20 protein-coding genes are annotated in these 17,120 nt (G+C 49.3%); 9 read left to right on the top strand and 11 right to left on the bottom strand.

Features of this window, described 5'->3' with window-relative positions:
* Positions 1-47: 47 nt before the first annotated feature.
* Entirely contained in the window at positions 48-473 is a 426-nt protein-coding gene (locus PKOR_RS07385) for an endonuclease domain-containing protein (RefSeq protein ID WP_071843122.1), read from the top strand.
* On the opposite strand, the gene PKOR_RS07380 is transcribed toward PKOR_RS07385, so the two are convergent.
* Genes PKOR_RS07380 through PKOR_RS07370 form a run of 3 tightly spaced genes read right to left on the bottom strand, consistent with a single transcriptional unit; the run spans position 436 to position 2,138 of the window.
* A complete protein-coding gene (locus tag PKOR_RS07380) occupies positions 436-1,032 on the bottom strand; it encodes an NADH-quinone oxidoreductase subunit C (protein ID WP_046309998.1) in 597 nt (198 codons plus the stop codon). The genes PKOR_RS07385 and PKOR_RS07380 overlap by 38 nt on opposite strands.
* 17 nt (positions 1,033-1,049) lie before the next feature.
* Positions 1,050-1,625, bottom strand: a complete 576-nt coding sequence (gene nuoB, locus PKOR_RS07375) for an NADH-quinone oxidoreductase subunit NuoB (RefSeq protein WP_046309997.1) — start codon at positions 1,623-1,625, stop codon at positions 1,050-1,052.
* Positions 1,626-1,628: 3 nt separating this feature from the next.
* Positions 1,629-2,138 (bottom strand): NADH-quinone oxidoreductase subunit A, encoded by a 510-nt coding sequence (locus tag PKOR_RS07370; protein ID WP_046309996.1) that lies wholly within the window; start codon positions 2,136-2,138, stop codon positions 1,629-1,631.
* A gap of 506 nt (positions 2,139-2,644) precedes the next feature.
* Between PKOR_RS07370 and PKOR_RS07365 the strand changes: the two genes are divergently transcribed.
* The 4 genes from PKOR_RS07365 to PKOR_RS07355 all read left to right on the top strand — a co-directional run bounded on the left by PKOR_RS07365 (position 2,645) and on the right by PKOR_RS07355 (position 5,209).
* A complete protein-coding gene (locus tag PKOR_RS07365) occupies positions 2,645-3,199 on the top strand; it encodes an ISAs1 family transposase (protein WP_046309995.1) in 555 nt (184 codons plus the stop codon).
* Positions 3,200-3,222: 23 nt separating this feature from the next.
* Positions 3,223-3,411, top strand: a complete 189-nt coding sequence (locus tag PKOR_RS23410) for a hypothetical protein (protein WP_052738761.1) — start codon at positions 3,223-3,225, stop codon at positions 3,409-3,411.
* A gap of 7 nt (positions 3,412-3,418) precedes the next feature.
* Positions 3,419-3,613, top strand: coding sequence for a hypothetical protein (locus tag PKOR_RS07360; protein WP_052738760.1), 195 nt, complete (start codon positions 3,419-3,421; stop codon positions 3,611-3,613).
* A 159-nt stretch (positions 3,614-3,772) separates the two neighbouring features.
* On the top strand, positions 3,773-5,209 hold the full coding sequence (locus tag PKOR_RS07355; protein ID WP_046309994.1) for a thioredoxin-like domain-containing protein: 1,437 nt from the start codon (positions 3,773-3,775) through the stop codon (positions 5,207-5,209).
* Positions 5,210-5,221: 12 nt separating this feature from the next.
* Here PKOR_RS07355 and PKOR_RS07350 read toward each other — a convergent pair whose 3' ends face one another.
* On the bottom strand, positions 5,222-5,788 hold the full coding sequence (locus PKOR_RS07350) for a DinB family protein (RefSeq protein WP_046309993.1): 567 nt from the start codon (positions 5,786-5,788) through the stop codon (positions 5,222-5,224).
* A 129-nt stretch (positions 5,789-5,917) separates the two neighbouring features.
* Here PKOR_RS07350 and PKOR_RS07345 point away from each other — a divergent pair, with 129 nt between their 5' ends.
* On the top strand, positions 5,918-6,598 hold the full coding sequence (locus tag PKOR_RS07345) for a hypothetical protein (protein WP_235337314.1): 681 nt from the start codon (positions 5,918-5,920) through the stop codon (positions 6,596-6,598).
* 7 nt (positions 6,599-6,605) lie between these two features.
* Here the strand turns inward: PKOR_RS07345 and PKOR_RS07340 are convergent, their stop codons facing one another.
* The 4 genes from PKOR_RS07340 to PKOR_RS07330 all read right to left on the bottom strand — a co-directional run bounded on the left by PKOR_RS07340 (position 6,606) and on the right by PKOR_RS07330 (position 8,298).
* Positions 6,606-6,980 (bottom strand): Crp/Fnr family transcriptional regulator, encoded by a 375-nt coding sequence (locus PKOR_RS07340; RefSeq protein WP_052738759.1) that lies wholly within the window; start codon positions 6,978-6,980, stop codon positions 6,606-6,608.
* Entirely contained in the window at positions 6,956-7,147 is a 192-nt protein-coding gene (locus tag PKOR_RS24715; protein WP_148561646.1) for a hypothetical protein, read from the bottom strand. The genes PKOR_RS07340 and PKOR_RS24715 overlap by 25 nt, the downstream gene beginning before the upstream one ends.
* Before the next feature lie 82 nt (positions 7,148-7,229).
* Positions 7,230-7,904, bottom strand: a complete 675-nt coding sequence (locus tag PKOR_RS07335) for a hypothetical protein (RefSeq protein ID WP_046309992.1) — start codon at positions 7,902-7,904, stop codon at positions 7,230-7,232.
* Between the two features lie 106 nt (positions 7,905-8,010).
* On the bottom strand, positions 8,011-8,298 hold the full coding sequence (locus PKOR_RS07330; protein WP_046309991.1) for an acylphosphatase: 288 nt from the start codon (positions 8,296-8,298) through the stop codon (positions 8,011-8,013).
* A 217-nt stretch (positions 8,299-8,515) separates the two neighbouring features.
* Between PKOR_RS07330 and sdaAA the strand changes: the two genes are divergently transcribed.
* The 3 genes from sdaAA (at position 8,516) to PKOR_RS07315 (ending at position 14,574) form a co-directional block, all read left to right on the top strand.
* Entirely contained in the window at positions 8,516-9,424 is a 909-nt protein-coding gene (sdaAA, locus tag PKOR_RS07325) for an L-serine ammonia-lyase, iron-sulfur-dependent, subunit alpha (RefSeq protein WP_046309990.1), read from the top strand.
* A 224-nt stretch (positions 9,425-9,648) separates the two neighbouring features.
* Entirely contained in the window at positions 9,649-10,620 is a 972-nt protein-coding gene (gene hemB, locus PKOR_RS07320) for a porphobilinogen synthase (RefSeq protein ID WP_046309989.1), read from the top strand.
* A gap of 174 nt (positions 10,621-10,794) precedes the next feature.
* Positions 10,795-14,574: a S8 family serine peptidase gene (locus tag PKOR_RS07315; RefSeq protein ID WP_052738758.1), complete on the top strand. Its 3,780-nt coding sequence runs from the start codon at positions 10,795-10,797 to the stop codon at positions 14,572-14,574.
* A 218-nt stretch (positions 14,575-14,792) separates the two neighbouring features.
* On the opposite strand, the gene PKOR_RS07310 is transcribed toward PKOR_RS07315, so the two are convergent.
* The 3 genes from PKOR_RS07310 to PKOR_RS07300 form a co-directional block, all read right to left on the bottom strand.
* The gene (locus PKOR_RS07310) at positions 14,793-15,170 is read right to left on the bottom strand and encodes a co-chaperone GroES (RefSeq protein WP_046309988.1); all 378 of its coding nucleotides are present in this window, start codon (positions 15,168-15,170) and stop codon (positions 14,793-14,795) included.
* Between the two features lie 16 nt (positions 15,171-15,186).
* The gene (locus tag PKOR_RS07305; protein ID WP_046309987.1) at positions 15,187-15,714 is read right to left on the bottom strand and encodes a hypothetical protein; all 528 of its coding nucleotides are present in this window, start codon (positions 15,712-15,714) and stop codon (positions 15,187-15,189) included.
* A gap of 111 nt (positions 15,715-15,825) precedes the next feature.
* Positions 15,826-17,010: a homogentisate 1,2-dioxygenase gene (locus PKOR_RS07300; protein ID WP_046309986.1), complete on the bottom strand. Its 1,185-nt coding sequence runs from the start codon at positions 17,008-17,010 to the stop codon at positions 15,826-15,828.
* Positions 17,011-17,120 lie beyond the last annotated feature (110 nt).

Here is a 17,120-nt window from a genome sequence, read left to right as displayed (position 1 = left end):
TTATTGCGCTGCCCCGGTTATATTGGCATAGCAACTTATCAGTGAGGATGAAACTGCATCACAGAGCTTACTTAAAAGAAAATCGTAAGATACTAAGGAACAACTCACCCCCGGCTGAAGGAGAGTTGTGGAAGTATTTGAAAAGTGGGCAACTTCAAGGGCAAAAATTCAGACGGCAGCACAGTATCGGTAACTACATTTTAGACTTTTATTGTCCTTCTGAAGAAATTGCAATAGAATTAGATGGGCAAGTACACATACATTCCGCTGCTCAACAAGCAGATCAGGAAAGAGACGAAGAGTTAGCTGGCCTAGGTATAAAACTACTACGCTTCGAGCACAAAGATATTTTTCATCACTTAGAAGCTGTGCTACAAGAAATCATAAAGTTCCCCGCCTTAGACAAGGAGGGGCTAGGGGTGGTTGGATCCGGTATTACTCAGGCTTCTCCCGCTTATCCGAAAAAGGAGTAGGCTGCCCCACCAGCCATTGCGGCTCACCTCTAAAGCCATTAAGTTCATTATGCTGGTCGAAAGGCACTTTGATGCCGTGGTAGTACTCCTGCAACTTATAGTCTTTGCGGAGCGGGTGACCTTCCCAATCAGCGGCACAGAGGATGCGACGCATGTCAGGATGATCTTTAAAAAGGATGCCGAACATATCAAATACCTCGCGCTCATGCCAGTCAGCAGTACGCCAGATGTGGGTAATGGTAGGCACCTGCGGCAGCACCTCTTCCGGCGCATTGTTCCGCGGCACCCGTACTTTCAGCGTCAGGTGGTGGTCGTAAGGGATAGAATAAAGGTTGTAAGCTACCTCCATAGTACCTGCCTCAGGACCGTTATCTATACCCGTAATGCAGGAAAGAAAATCGAAGTAGGTTTGCTCGTTGTCGTGCAGCTCCAGGCATACCTCTGACAGGCGCTCCGTCTGTAGCACCAGGTATGGCTGCAGGGCACCGGTCTTTGCTTCAAGTATAACCTCTGCGCCAAACTTATCAACTATAAACTGCTGTAGCTCCTCGAACTGCACCTCTTTAATAATTTAATTTATGAATGATGAACAGCAACTAGCTCTTTACCAGCATCATCTACTGGTTGGCCTTGCTGTGCACGCTTGGCCATAATTTGCTGCACGGCCCTTGGGGCGCGTATAGTTTCTTTTCGGATGATTTCCTGTAGCTTTAAAAAGCCACCGATCAGTGCCTCCGGGCGTGGTGGACAGCCTGGCACATACACGTCCACCGGTATAACTCTGTCTACACCTTTTACCACGTGGTAGCCGTGCTCCCAGTAAGGGCCGCCACAGTTAGAGCAGCTCCCCATAGAAATGACGTATCGCGGCTCCGGCATCTGCTCGTAGAGGCGGCGCACACGGTCGGCCATTTTGAAGGTAACCGTACCTGCCACAATCATTACATCCGACTGCCGCGGAGAGGCACGTGGTATAATGCCGAAGCGGTCTAAGTCGTAACCTGAGGCATAAGCACCCATCATTTCAATAGCGCAGCAGGCCAAGCCAAAACCCATCGGGAACAGCGAGGTCAGTCGCGCCCAGTTGAGCAGATCGTCGAGCTTGGTGATTACTACGCCGCCTTCTCCAGTCTTATCCTGTGGTAAATTCATATACTATTCTCCTTCTTGCTGCTGTGGCTTTCTGGTCTCATACTTCCGCTCGTTCACGCGCTGGTATACATCCATCGGTATCTTAGAACGGCTTTTGGGTACCACGGGCTGTGGTTTAATCCAGTCAAGGTGACCCTTGGCCCAAGCATAAGCCAGCCCCAGCACCAGTACTCCTATAAAAATGAACATCTCAATGAGCGAAAACCATCCCCAAAAACCATCTGTCGCTTCTATCAGTTCCTTCCGCCCGAACACCGTAGCCCATGGGAACAGAAAGGCTAGCTCCACATCAAAAATAATGAAGATGAGCGCCACCACGTAAAAGCGTGGGTTAAATTGTACCCATGCATTTCCTATGGGTTCCTCTCCTGATTCGTAGGTTGTCAGCTTCTCCGGATTCGGGCTTTTAGGGCGTACAAGGCTGCTGGTGAGCAGGCCGATCACCACAAAGATAGCCCCGCCTACTAGAAAGAGCAGGATGGTTCCGAAGTCTGAGATATAATTTTCTGCCATTGTATTGCAGCTGTTTATGCAAAATTACGATAAAATTGCGGGAATACCCCACGTCGGACTTTTCCTAAGAATAGAGACAGGATTTTTTAAACCACACAGCGTGCGCAGCTCCTGTGGGCGACGGGGTTGTTGTGTGCTAGACTGCTGCCTGATTAAACCTCTTTTTGTCTGCTGTTCATCCTCAGCCTTACTAGCTGCTCTTTCCATATCCGGCTTTGGTTCCCTTTAGGCCGGCAGGCCTCGTCCTCGGGCATCGCGCTGTGTTCCCTCCTGCGCCAGGGCGCTGCACCGGATCTCACAAGGCGCTCAACCCAAGGACTGGGATCGGATTCGATAGCTGCTGCCTTCTGTAACTGTCCCTTTGAGGACAAGTGAGTCGAGAGTCGAAACTTGCGACCGGAGGTCATAGGGATGTTTGTCGTTCCTGAGAATTCCCCTCCTTGGAGTAGGGCCGTTAAGTTCTACCTTACGTACACTAAATAGTTTAGCAAAATGGAGGAGCTGAGATGGAAACAAGTCAAGTTAACCTGCTTGAGTGCCTGCGCCAGGTGCCAGACTTCCGCCGTGCCCAGGGCCGTCGCTACCCCCTGGCCGAGACTCTTTGCATGGTTGTGATGAGCATCATGAGCGGTTACTGTGCCTACCGGGAAATAGGGCGCTTTATCAGCCACAACCAGCAGGAGCTGACAGCCTGCCTGGGGCTTGGCCGCAAGCGGCTGCCCAGCCACGTGACCATCCGCCAGGTGCTCACCCATGTCGACTTCCAGGCCCTGGCGGCGGCCTTCCGCCGCTGGGCGGCCGGGCAGGGACGGCGGGTGGTGAGCATCGACGGCAAGAGCCTGCGCTCCACGGTGAGCGAACATGCCAACGAGCGGCAGAACTTGGTGGTGCTGGTCAGCGCCTTCTGCCAGCAGACGGGGCTGATAGAGGAGGTGGGGCGCTTCGAGAACGCCAGGCAGAGCGAGATAGGCAGCGTGCGGGACCTGCTCGACAGGATGCAGCAGCGGGGCCTGCTGCTGACGCTGGACGCGCTGCACTGCCAAAAAAAACAGCCGGTCTGATTGTCTCCCACCGGCAGCACTACTTGATCAAGGTGAAGGGCAATCAGCGAAAGCTGCTCTCAGACATCAAGCAGACAGCTGCCAAAGGAACGGCAGCCGGGCATTGGCAGGAGAGCGAGCGCAGCCGGGGAAGGGAGGTGCACCGTACCCTGGACCTGTTTGCGGCCAGCGCGGAGGCAAGAGCCAGGTGGCCGGGGGCATTGGGGAATTGAGAACCGGGTGCACTGGGAGAAGGACGTGACCTTGAACGAGGACGGCAACGGCATCTGCAGCGGGCAGGCGCCCGAGAACCTGTCGCTGTTGAAAAACATGGCCCTGAACATCGCCCGAAAAAGCGGTTTCTCTTCCATGAAAGAGGCCATTGCCGCTTTTGCCAATGAAGTTGGCCTAATGACTAAATTAATTAGAACTTAACGGCCCTACCTCCTTGGAGGGGTTAGAGGTGGGTGCACCTGTTTATACCTGCTGAACTCTCCTCCTGTTTTTAACAGAGGGACTCGAGAGAGGTAAACAAAAAGAGTTATAACCCTGTAACAACTAAGGCACCTTTCTAATACGAAAACAGACTTACTTATGCTTACCGGACGCGTAAACGCACCAGAAATAAACACCGAACATGGCTGGCTCAATACCGACAGGAGCTGGTCTATCAAAGACTTTGCAGGCAAAATTGTTCTTCTCGACTTCTGGACCTTTGGCTGCATCAACTGTCAGCACATAGTACCTGACCTAAAGCGGCTGGAGGAGGAGTATGCCGATGTGCTGGTAGTGGTGGGAATACACTCTGCCAAATTTGATGCAGAAAAACAGAACGGGACTATTCTGCAGGCTATCCGCAAGTTTGGGATTGAGCATCCAGTGGTAAACGATGCTGATTATAAAATCTGGAATCATTACGGTGTCCGCGCCTGGCCTACCACTGTACTCATAGACCCAAATGGCAAGGTGATTGGCCAACATGCCGGCGAAGGCGTGTACCAGACCGTGAAGCCATACCTTGAGCAGCTGATAGAGCAGCATAAGGACCAACTGAACCGTGAGCCCATACGTTTCCACGTGGAGCATGAGCACAAACAGGACGACACTTTGTACTTCCCGTCTAAATTGGTAAGCGATACGGGGGGGAATATTTACCTCTCCGACAGCGGCCACAACCGCATCCTGAAGCTGAACCAACAGGGGCAAGTGTTGGAAATTATAGGCAGCGGCATACAGGGCTTTGACAATGGTAGCTATGCAGAGGCCACTTTTTATGAGCCGCATGGGCTGGCACTACACGAAAGTATACTTTATGTGGCCGATGCTAAGAACAACGCTATCCGGAAGGTAGACCTGCAGGCCAAGCAGGTAAGCACCGCAGCAGGTACTGGCGAAATGGGTTACTACTTTTTGCAGGATAAGCTGGATGAGCCAGTAAATCCCAACAGCCCCTGGGACCTGTACATCTATGGCAACAACATGTTTATCGCCAATGCTGGCAACCACCAGATCCTGCGCATGGACCTAGCCACTGAGAAAGTATACCGTTACGCAGGCAGCGGCCGCGAGGCGTTAACCGACGGGCCTTTGCGCGAAGCGGCTTTCAACCAACCGAGCGGACTAGCCATTAACGGACCTGTACTTTACGTGGCCGATGCAGAAGCTAGCGCCATCCGCACTGTAAATACTGAAACTGGCATGGTACTCACACCACTTGGCAGAGGCCTCTTCGACTTTGGCGACGTAGACGGCGACACAGACGACGCGCTGTTGCAGCACGGTGTAGGGATTGAGGTTATCGACAGCGATGTGTTTATAGCTGACACCTACAACGGTAAAATAAAGGTCCTGGACCTGCAGCGCAGGAGAGTCCGCACTCTCACCGACGGTTTACACGAACCCAACGACATCCTCTTTCTTAACGGGCAACTGTGGGTAACCAGCACCAACAGCCATCAACTGTTTACTGTGGATATACACACTGGTGAAAAACAGGAGGTGCAGGTAGTTTTAAGTGAAGCCAAAGTATAACAAGCAACTTATTTAGGCCGCTGCCTGCTTCATAAGCTCCTGCTTTACCCGTAGTGCCTGCTGTATGTGGCGCTCCTGGTGCACTACCATAAACTCCAGCGACTCCCCCAGGCGCATTTTTAGCAGCTTAAAAAACTCTACGGGTACAGCTTTTCTGTTCAGGTTCACTTTTCTGGCATCGTAAAGCAATTGCAGCAGCTCCTGCTGGTGCAGCAGAAACTCTTCTACTGTGGCGCGGGTCAGCTGGCTATTGTTGGGGTTCATGTGCTTCACAGTCTTATGCTTCTTCATGTTCTGCGGCCGCACCATTTCCAGCGATTTTTTGCCGATCCAGCTATAGTTAATACCTGTAACATAGATCTCGTCGCTGGAGCTTTGCGCAACGGCCTTAGTTAGTACAGGGTTGTAATAGCGGCTGTAGCGGTTAAGGTGCTCCAGGCATTCCAGCATACTCCATTTGTCTGGTGCTGGCTTATAGTTTAGGTCTACCAGGCTAAGCGATGAGAAGCTGTGGGCAACGATATCGGATAGGTTTCTGACAGTCTGAGAGAGTTGTTCCAATGCGTTCATGGCAGTCATAGTTTTATAGTGTACAGCACAAAGGTACAGCAGGTTATACTTTAGAATCCTTGATTAAAATCAAGTTTTACGATAGCATATATTTAGATTATTTTGCATCTTAAGCACCTGAAGCTAAAACTTACAATCATGGGAAAAGTAGTGAAAGTACTTACGTTGTCGTTGCTGGCTTGCAGCCTGTTCTATCTTGATGCTTCGGCTCAATACACTCATACGAATGATATGGAAGGTAGGGCGGTACACGAGTACAATACTATTACGATACAAGGCTCGCCTTACCTGCACCCCGATTGGGCTACCGGCGCCGTTACCCTGAGCAATGGCACCGTGTACCAGGGCATCAATATCATGTACGACCAAGTGAAAGATGTGATTATCTTCAAGACCAATAATGATCAGGTAAAGGAGCTTATCGAACCGGTACAGGAGTTTAGCATCAGCTACATTAACAATAACGCAACTGTAAACAAAACCTTCCGCAAAGGCTACAGCGGCGATGACATTTCCCCTGATACATTTCTGGAGGTGATGGCCGACGGCAAAACAACTTTGCTAAAGCGCACTTCTAAAAAGATATTCGACCGTAAGGGCTATAACTCTGCCACTATAGAACGCGAGGTGCAGGAAAGCGAAGACTATTACGTAGCCACCGGCAACAAGCTGGTAAAAGTGAAGAAAACTAAAAACTCGTTGCTGGCCGCTATGCCTGAGAAGTCCGATTTCCTGGAAACATACATTAAAGCAAACTCGCTGAACCTGCGCAACGACAACGATATGGCCAAGCTGGTGGCCTATTACAACAGTCTTTAAGCATCAGCTATTTTAGCCTGCTCAGGGTTTCGGGCGTCATACGCAGGTAAGAGGCAATATATTTTTTAGGGATGTCCTGAAACAGGTGCGGGCTGCGCTGCATGACGCGCTTCAGGCGTTGTTCTGGTTCGGGCAGTAGCAGATCCACTTCCCGCTCAATTTTGCCTACCAAGGCTTTCTCCAGCTGCTCATACCAAAAGCGCTTGATGTTGGGCCTCTCCTCCATCAGTTGCACTAGGTCGTTTTTGCTGATACCCAGCAGCTCAATTTTCCGGAGCGCCTGTATGTAATAGGCCGATGGCTTACTATCAACAAACGAAGGAAAAGAAACAACCAGTGTGTTGGGGTAAGCAAAGCCTACACAGATCTCTTCATCCGGCAACGGAAAGTAACACCGCTGATAACAAAGTATAGCCCCTGCTCTACCTGCCCCTGCCGTATCAAAAAATCATGCCTGTTTAGTTGCACCCGCTTCTGCCACAGCTGAAGAAAAGCAGCTATATCGTCCGGAGTAAAGTATGGGACCTGCTGGAGGAGGGAAAAGAGCATGGGGAGTTATAAGCTATTTAAGATTTCTTCCTCCTTATCAATATCTACTTGATTAAAGGGCAAAGCTTGTGTAGTTCGCTCTTCAGTAGCTAAGCTCAATAGTGCCTTTTTCTTTAGAATAACCTCTGCATATATGCCTGTAAAATTGCAATTGTCTTATCTTGTACCACTCATGTAGATCCCTTACTTTGTGAAAGTTCTGATCTACTATTTCTCCTAGATCAAATGTTTCTTGCAGAGAGTCAAAATAACTCCTCGCAACCGGTTCCCACTTGAATTTTAGTATTGAGTCCTTCCTAATCATAAAAGTTGTCTTCACAGTTTTGTTACTGTACTTTTTGTTAGAAACAATCAAAGGTAAAGATGAGTGGCATAGGAAGTTTCTAAAATCTATGACAAAGCTATGCAGAGGATTGCTAACAAAGTTATTATTTATATATTCCAGATATTCTTTAGCGATAACAGTTGAAGATTCATAAAGCTTTCTGTTATGATTTACTAATCTAAAAGCTGAAGAAAAGAAGTTATACATCAACCTTACTATTCTTTCTTGAACTATCCAGCGCAGTTCATCATCGCTCCACAAACTACCATCATCACTTTTTTCTCTATGCTCTTCTAGAGCAGTCTTAAGATCGGAGTAATTGCTAAGGAAAATACTATAGGAGAATTTGATTGACTCTATACTTTTAATCAACAGATAGTCATCCGACTCTTTTAGAGCTTTAATTTGGCGTAGCGATTGTGGAAACTTCATATCCTTATGCTATAGTGCATCCTAATATATGGATATTTCCTCTAGTGATTGTGTTATTCTATGGCACAGGTGGTTAATTGCGCTAGTATTGATCTAAATAACTTCTCTACCTCCTCTGCTCAAACTTCTCGAACCCTTGTAATTCTTCCTTCTCCTCTACCTCCACCTTCTCTACCCGTGCGCGCCTTGGTCCTTGATGTGCCCATTGCTCCAGCTGTTGTAGGGCCTCAGTCTTTCCTTCGGCTTCCAAGTATACTGTGCCGTCCGGCTCGTTTTGCACAAAGCCCGTTAACCCAAGTTCCTGGGCCTTCTCTTGGGTGCTGGCCCTGAAAAATATACCCTGTACTTTACCATGCACTCGCATGGCTACACGTTTTTTGCTGTTGTCCTCCATCTCTTAAAGTATGATTTACTGTGTTACTTATACTTATGCTCTGAGCAAACGCGCAGAATACCCATAGGTTAATCAACTTATACTTTTGTGACACAGAACATTTCCTGCGTCCGGTTTTGTTATCTTTGAGGCACGTATACTTGTATATAAGCCTAGCGGCTCATGCGCCAACTATGGCCTTAGCCGCATACATACTACTATAGACGGACTAAAAACTATGTCATTACTGTTCACTGATTTTAAAAGCTGGCAAAAGCATTGTGCCGAAACAGGCGAGCCGCTTTACCAACCTGTACTAGAATACGAGATAGACCAAAAGGGTCGTACCGAAGAGTTTATCTGGGAGAATATAGCCAAAGCTTACGACGTGATGAAAGACGCCGTAAAGACTGGCCTGACGGAGGATATGAAATCGCGCTCAGGCATGGTAAACAATGGCGCCAAGAAAGTAGCCAAATCGCCAATTACCGTGTTGTCGCCGGAGTTCCAGATGCTGGTATCACGAGCCTTGGGCGCCAAAGAAGTTAACTCTTGCATGGGGCGTGTGGTGGCGGCTCCTACGGCTGGTGCCTCAGGCATTTTACCTGGTACACTTACTACCCTGCAGGAGCTGCACAACCTGGATGACAGAAAGATACACGAAGGCTTGCTAGTAGCCGCAGGCATCGCCCTGATTATTGAGCAGAACGCCTCTTTGGCCGGTGCCGTGGGTGGTTGCCAGGCCGAAACAGGTAGCGCTGCAGCCATGGCCGCCGGTGCTATTGTATACTGCCTCGGCGGTAATGTAGACCAGGTATTTAATGCCGTAGCCATTACGATACAATGTATGCTCGGCCTGATATGCGACCCGGTGGCTGGCCTGGTGGAGGTTCCTTGTATTGTGCGAAACGCCAGTGCCGCAGCCATTGCTTTCTCTTCTTCGCAGCTAGCTATTGCAGGCGTAGACCCGGTTATACCAGTAGACCAATGCGTGCACGCACTCGGCGAAGTTGGCGAAAGCATGGAGCGCAAGTATAAAGAAACTGCCGAAGGTGGCTTGGCTAACACTCCCAGAGCCCGCGAAATAGAGAATTTTGTGCTCGTGCAGGATGTGGAAATCCTTCCGGATGAGGATAACCAGGAGTAAAGCTATTTGCTTCAAAAAAGAAAAGGCACCTGCTGCTCCCTCTGAGGAGCAGTGGGATATCCTGTTTCGGAGATAGGTGAAGCGGCAGTGGCTAACTGCATTTCTCTCCTTACGCCAACCCGACAGACACCTCCACTACTGCTACAAACGATCAGCAATTCTACCATTTAAGCCGTACCTTTGCACGGACTTTAACAGAATGTTTTTCTGTAAACAACAGCATTATGAATAGAAGACCAAGACGCAACCGCCAAACGGAAGCCATACGAAACCTGGTGCAGGAAACAACGCTGGGAGTAAACGATTTTATACTTCCGCTCTTTGTTATTGAAGGCCAGAACCAACAGGTAGAAGTTGCCTCAATGCCGGGTATCAACCGTTTTTCAATCGATAAGCTGCAGGATGAGATTGCCTCTAACATAGAACTGGGTATAAAGGCTTTTGCACCTTTCCCAAGTATACCTGAGCAGCTGAAAGATAAGTATGCCACTGAAAGTCATAATCCAGAAGGCCTCTACGCCAGAGCTATCCGCGAGATCAAGAAGAACTTTCCGGATGTGGTGATCTTCTCAGACATAGCCATGGACCCATACAGCTCCGACGGCCACGACGGCATTGTGGAGAACGGTGAAATCCTGAACGATGAGACGCTGGAGGTGCTAGGCAGAATGGCCCTGGCGCAGGCGCAGGCTGGTGCCGACGTAGTAGCTCCTTCTGATATGATGGATGGCCGCGTTGCTCACATACGCCACGTACTGGACGAAAACGGCTACCAGAAAGTAGGTATCATGAGCTATACCGCTAAGTATGCCAGTGCTTTCTACGGCCCGTTCCGCGATGCACTAAGCTCTGCCCCTAAAATGGGCGACAAGAAAACATACCAGATGAACACAGCAAACAGCCGCGAAGCCCTGCTGGAGGCTGAACTGGATATTGCTGAAGGTGCAGACTATCTGATGGTAAAACCTGCCCTGGCTTACCTGGACATTATTAAACTGCTGCGCGAGAACTCGCACCTGCCAATTGCTGCCTACAACGTAAGCGGTGAGTATGCTATGGTAAAGGCCGCTGCTGAAAAAGGCTGGATAGATGGCGAGAAAGCTATGCTGGAAAGCCTGCTAAGTATAAAGCGTGCCGGTGCCGATATTATCCTGTCTTACTTTGCTAAGGAGTTCGCACAGTACCTGCGTAAATAACACAGCTCACACAGCTATACTTCAAAAGCGCATCAGCCCCGGCTGGTGCGCTTTTCTGTTTTTAACCTACTGCCTCTCAAGTTTGTAAATAAGCTGTAGCAGCAGGAACTGCTTTGGGTTTATTATGCTTTTATAGTATCTTTAGTATGGAACATAACTACCCCGCTATATTTTATGAGAAGATTCAGCCTTTGGCTTGTTGCGCTTAGCCTTGCAACAGGCACTACGGCACTTGCACAGCGTAGCCTTACTCCTACCCGCGCTAATACGCAGGAACTTCAGCGTATTGCCACTGCTGCTAGCAAAGACTACGAGGCCAACAGGGCTAAGGCGGTGGAGCTGGCCAAGAAGTATGGCTGGGTGATTGAGAAAGAGTTTAAAGACGGTAGAGTAATCTCGCTGCAAGGCCTTGATGCCACTGGTCTTCCTGTTTACTACATTACTTATAACAACTCCAATGCAGCGGCCACTACTAAAACAAATCAGCTGTGGTCTGGAGGCTCGCTAGGTCTGAACCTGAGCGGCAGCGGCAGTAGCATAGCTAATAAGCTTGCCATCTGGGATGGTGGTCGTGTACGTGCCTCACATCAGGAACTGACAGGCCGCGTAACGCAGAAAGATAATCCTTCTAAAGACAGCGAGCATGCTACGCATGTGGCCGGTACTATGATAGCCAGTGGTATAAACCCTTTGGCTAAGGGTATGGCTTTTGGCTTCAAGTCGTTAATAGCCTATGATTTTAATGGGGATAACTCTGAGATGGCCAGTGCCGCCAAAGACTTGCTATTATCAAACCACTCCTATGGTAGCCTGGCTGGCTGGCGCTTTAACTCTGACCGTAAAGGCACCGATGAAGACCCGTACTGGGAGTGGTGGGGCAACACCAACGTAAGCCGCGAAGAAGATTATTCTTTTGGGTATTATGATGATGATGCCGCCACCTGGGACGAGATAGCCTTCAACGCGCCATACTACCTTATAGTAAAATCAGCAGGTAACAACCACGGTGAGACTGGCCCGGAAGTGGGCAAACCATACTTCCTGCGCAAAAGCAACGGCACCTTCGAGCTGGTAAAGGAGCGTCCTGCCAACATAAGCAGCAACGATGGCTATGATGTAATTTCTACATCGGGCACTGCCAAGAATATTCTTACCGTAGGCGCTGTAGCGGCTATAACAGATGGCTATAACCAGCCGCAGGACGTAAAAATGTCTTCCTTCAGCTCCTGGGGGCCCACAGACGATGGGCGTATAAAGCCAGACATAGTGGGCAACGGCGTTCGTGTACTTTCTACCACCTCTACCAACGATAGAAGCTATGCAGTGCAGAGCGGCACCTCTATGGCTGCTCCTAACGTTTCGGGTACCCTTTTGCTGCTACAGGAGCACTATGCAAACCTTAAAAGCGGCAGCTTTATGCGTGCATCCACTCTAAAAGGCTTGGCAATACATACTGCCGACGAGGCAGGAGCCTCAGCAGGCCCTGACTACGTGTACGGCTGGGGGCTTCTGAATGCGGAGCAAGCAGCCAGCGTTATCAGCAATACTGGTGGCACTCATTTGCTGGAAGAAAGGACGCTGGCTCAAAACCAACCGCAGACACTGGAGGTAACAGCCTCCGGTGCCGGACCTCTTAAAATCACCATCTCCTGGACAGACCCGAAGGGCAGTGTTATGGCACTTGGCCCTAAGGTGCTGAACAACCGCTCGCCAAAACTGGTGAATGACCTGGACATACGTGTATCCGGCAACGGCAAAAACTACCTGCCTTGGACGCTTGACCCTGCTGCACCTGAGGCTGCTGCCAAAACAGGCGATAACATAGTAGATAATGTCGAGCAGATTTTGATAGCTGACGCCGTACCGGGCAAGAAGTACACCATCACGATTGGGCATAAAGGAACACTTAAAGATGGTCCTCAAGCCTTTTCTCTGTTGGCAAGCGGTGTGGGTGGCACAGCTGTTTGCGCAAGCGCCCCTACCTCTAACCAAGGGGCCCGCATCAATAAACTGATCTTCGGCACGCAGACTGTAAACCTGAAAGACGACTGCACTACCTATCGCGACTTGACCGCTACTGTGTTCACCATGGAGCCAAGTCAGGCAAGACAGATAACGCTGGAGCTGGGTAGCTGCGGAACAGATGCCGCTAAGGTGGCTAAAGTGTTTATCGACTGGAATGGTAACGGTAACTTTACAGATGCCGGTGAAACTGTAGCCACATCTGGCACGATTAACGGCAACGGCACTTTTACAGCCACTATCAATGCACCAGGCACATTGGCAGCAGATGATAAGGTGCGAATGCGCGTGGTAGTACAGGAGACTAGCAGCGCCTCTGCAGTCAGTGCCTGCAACAGCTATACACGCGGCGAAACGCAGGATTATCTTATCCAGTTTATCAAACCTCAGCGAGACATAAGTATAGCAGCCGTACAGCCTGTGGGTGCTAGCTCACTGTGTGCCTCCACTGCACAGAATCTGGTCGTGGCTATCCGTAACAATGGCACAGCAGAACAGCAGAATATACCTGTATCTATCAAAGTTCTTAAGAATGGGCAAGAGCTCACAACGCTAACAGGATCCTTTGCAGGCAAGCTTGCAGCTTTTACACAGGCTGAATTGCTGCTTGATGGTTCTTTTGCCACGGAAGCAGGTGCTACTTATGAACTGCTGGCACAGTCTAATTTAGCATCTGATGCGGTAGAGAGTAACAACCAGCGCGGCTATTCTTTCACAGTAGCTACTGAAAGTTCTGCTCCTGTAAATGCTTCTGCCTTTCGATGCGGCGAGGGTCTAGCCTATACTTTATCGGCAGAGGGTGGTGGAACGCCTTATTGGTACACCTCCCCTACCAGCACAACACCTATAGCAGCAGGAAGCCAGGTACAGGTTGCAACAGCCAAGGCCGGAAATACACTCTATGCTGCCTTTGATGATTTCTCAGGCACAGTAGGCCCTGCTAACAAGAATGTCTTTGCAGGTGGTGGCTATAACCAGTTCTCTCCGGATGTGCAGGTAGCTACGCAGGCACCTATGGTGCTAGAGCAGGCCCGACTATACATTGGCCATAGTGGCAAAATCACTTTTACGGTGTATGACAGCAACGGAGCTCCCATATCGTCGCGCACGCTAAATGTTACCGCTACGCGAAGCACACCTGCCGAAGGCCCTCAGCCAGATGACCCTAACGATCAGGGCCAGCTGTACTACCTTGGCTTGGAGTTGCCGCAGGCAGGCACTTACAACATTGCAATCTCTTATGAGAATGGTGCCACTATTTACCGCAATAACGCCGGTGTACAGGGCTATCCTTTCGGTATCGACCAGGTATTTTCTATCAGCGGTAACACAGCCACTAATTCCGGCTCCGTAACCTGGGACAGCTACTATTACTATTTCTATGATCTGAAGGTGCGTGCGCTAGGTTGTCCAAGTCCACGAGTTGCAGTTACTCAGAAAGTTGGCGCTCCGCTTGATAAGCCTGAGGTAAGCCGCGAGGGCAAAGAACTGGTATCCAGCCAACCGGAGGGTAACCAGTGGTACCTGGATGGCGAGCCGCTACAGGCAGCAACTACCCAGCGCTTTACCCCTACTATGAATGGCAGGTACAGTGTCGTAACGTTTAAGGATGGCTGCGTATCTGAAATGTCTTTAGCATACAGGTATGAGCTGGAAAGTGCAGAGCGAAATATAGGGCCAGAGCTGATGGTGTTCCCGAACCCAAGTGCAGACGGTAAATTCAGCTATACTGTAGAGACTTCCTCCCCGGTAGATCTGACATTAACAGTAGTAGACTTACTGGGCAAGCAACTGTACTCTACCTCCGTTCGCCAGATTAACGGCCAGTACAAGGGCTCCTTTGACTTGTCTAAACATTCAAACGGCCTATACATTGTGCGCCTGCAGCATGGCGGGCAGGTTTATACCCAAAAGATTATGATTCGAAAATAACCCCTTTATACTATACCCCTTTACCCTTGTAAAGAGCCGGTGCTGCCACAGCGCCGGCTCTTTGTTTTAAACTAAGTACCTGCCAGTGCCATAGGTTCATCTAGCTTCCAAAGTCCCAACTTTACTCTGACTAAACCACTCTAACAACTGTATTAAATAAAAGAAGCCCCGGCTATATGCAGCCGGGGCTTCTTTTATTTAATACAGTTGTGAGTAGTCTATAAGTCCTCCTCACGCACCAGCATCAGCACAGCAGATTGAGGCACGATAAAGTATCTCTCGCCGAGGTAGCTTATTTCAATGGCATCGCGCTGTAGGTAAATGGCTAAGTCGCCCTCTTTAGCTTGAAGCGGGATATAGCGGACTTCTTCCTCTTCCTGCCCCCACGACTCCTCATCATAGCCAAAGTCAGCTGGAATCGGATATCCTGGACCTACTTTCATGATGTAGCCTTCCTGTACCTTTTCCTTCTCCTGTACCCCCGGTGGCAGGTACAAACCACTTTTGGTCTGGTCGCGGGAGGTCTTCGGCTTAATCAGCACACGATCTCCCACTATGATGATCTTTTCTAACTTATTATCTTCTGAGATTCTCATTTGTAATGTATGCATCTTATAAAGGATCTGCGGTTACTTTAAATCGCATATCAGCTTTGATGGTTATGTCTTGTGTAACTGGTTTTGCTAGCTCAGCCTCTGTGCGAATGGTATAACGGTCGCTCTTGATATACTCATCTAACTTGGCATTAGTGGATTTCAGCTTTAGCACTGTTGTTCCCGCCGGCACCTCCTCCAGGTAGGCAATCCTAACCTCAGGCTGGTTTTCGCTGGAAATATACAGCTCAATGCGCTTCAGGAAATCAAAGTTTTGCCCTTCCGGCTCAACTATAGTTAACTCCAGCCGGTTCAGGCTAACGTCCTTAACCAACTCTGCACGCGTTTTGTTATTCTTAAACGTTTCTTCTGAGTTAGTGGTAACCGTAAAAGGCGTAGCCGGTATCACTGCTCCTAACGGGAAACCAGACTCGATTGTGAAAGTCTCATCCTCATTGATATAAAAGGTTAGCAGGTCATCAATTTTCTCGCAGGCAGTAGCTACAACAGCAAACAGTAGCACAACCATCAACATCAATCTTTTCATCAGTATTTGTGATAGGGTGAAAATAGTACGGCGGGAAAAACAAAGACCTTAGTCTCGCCTTTCCCGCCGCAAGTTACAAAACACTGCGCAGTTTAGTCAAACATAACGTTATTAGGCTTTTGTGCTGCCATGCTCGTTCCAGCTCATTGGGTAGTTCTGGTCCAGGTATGGCAGGGCGTCCTCTGTTAAATGTAGTGGCCGGAAAGTATCAATCATCACGGCATACTCGTTTGTTTCCTTCTTGCCGATACTTGCCTCTACTGTACCTGGGTGCGGCCCGTGCGGGATACCTCCCGGGTGAATAGTAAACGAACCACGATCCACGCCTTTACGGCTCATAAAGTTTCCTTCTACATAGTATAGCACCTCATCAGAGTCTACGTTGGAATGGTTATAAGGAGCAGGTATAGACAGCGGGTGGAAATCGAAGAGGCGTGGCACAAAAGAGCAGATCACGAAGTTATGTGCCTCAAAGGTCTGGTGCACCGGAGGCGGCTGATGAATACGGCCTGTTATCGGCTCAAAATCAAAAATGGAGAAGGCATAAGGGTAAAAGTAGCCATCCCAACCAACAGCATCAAAAGGACTGAAATTATAATAGAACTGGTGTAGCTCTCCTTCCTTCTTCACCTGCACCAGGTGCTCGCCTTTCTGGGTTTCCGTTATCAACTCCACCGGAGGGCGCATATCGCGCTCGCAAAATGGTGAGTGCTCCAGCAACTGGCCGAAGTGGTTGCGGTAGCGGCGAGGTGTTTCTATCGGGCTAAAAGACTCTATTACCAGCAGCCTTACCTGGTTTTCACTTTCGTTGAAGCGGAACTTGTGGATGACTGTGCGCGGAATAACAAGATAATCGCCAGCCTGAAAAGGAATGCGCCCCATTTGGGTAAGCAGGTCGCCGGAGCCATCATGAACAAACACTACTTCATCAGCCTGCCCGTTTTTATAGTAGTAGTTCATCTCACGTTCTGATGGGTTGCAGAGGCTGATGGCAACGTCGTTGTTGAACAGCATCGTTTTGCGTGCACTAAGGTAATCGGTGCCAGTAGCGTTGACTTCTACAGTGCGCAAATGCTGTGGCGCCAGTTTTATACCCTCTGCCTTTTTTGGTGCAAACGGCTTTGCCTCACCGATGCGGCTAATCTGTGTGGGCGGGTTGATATGGTACAGTAGCGACGAAACCCCGCTAAAGCCAAGGGTACCTACCAGCTGCTCAGCATATAGACTACCATCAGGTTGCCGAAACTGCGTGTGCCGCTTGTGCGGAATTTCTCCAAGTTTGTAGTAAAAGGCCATGTATGATCAGTTTTTAAGGTGGTGCTCTCTATTGATGACAAAGGGAAAGCTTTCAGAAAGGCAAAGGAATAATTCGATATTATATCTTGGCATTCCTTTGTCTATCGCTC

It is taken from the genome of Pontibacter korlensis, assembly GCF_000973725.1.
Lineage (GTDB): Bacteria > Bacteroidota > Bacteroidia > Cytophagales > Hymenobacteraceae > Pontibacter > Pontibacter korlensis.
Note: the sequence above shows the minus strand (reverse complement) of the source record. Positions and strands in the feature narration are given on the sequence as shown.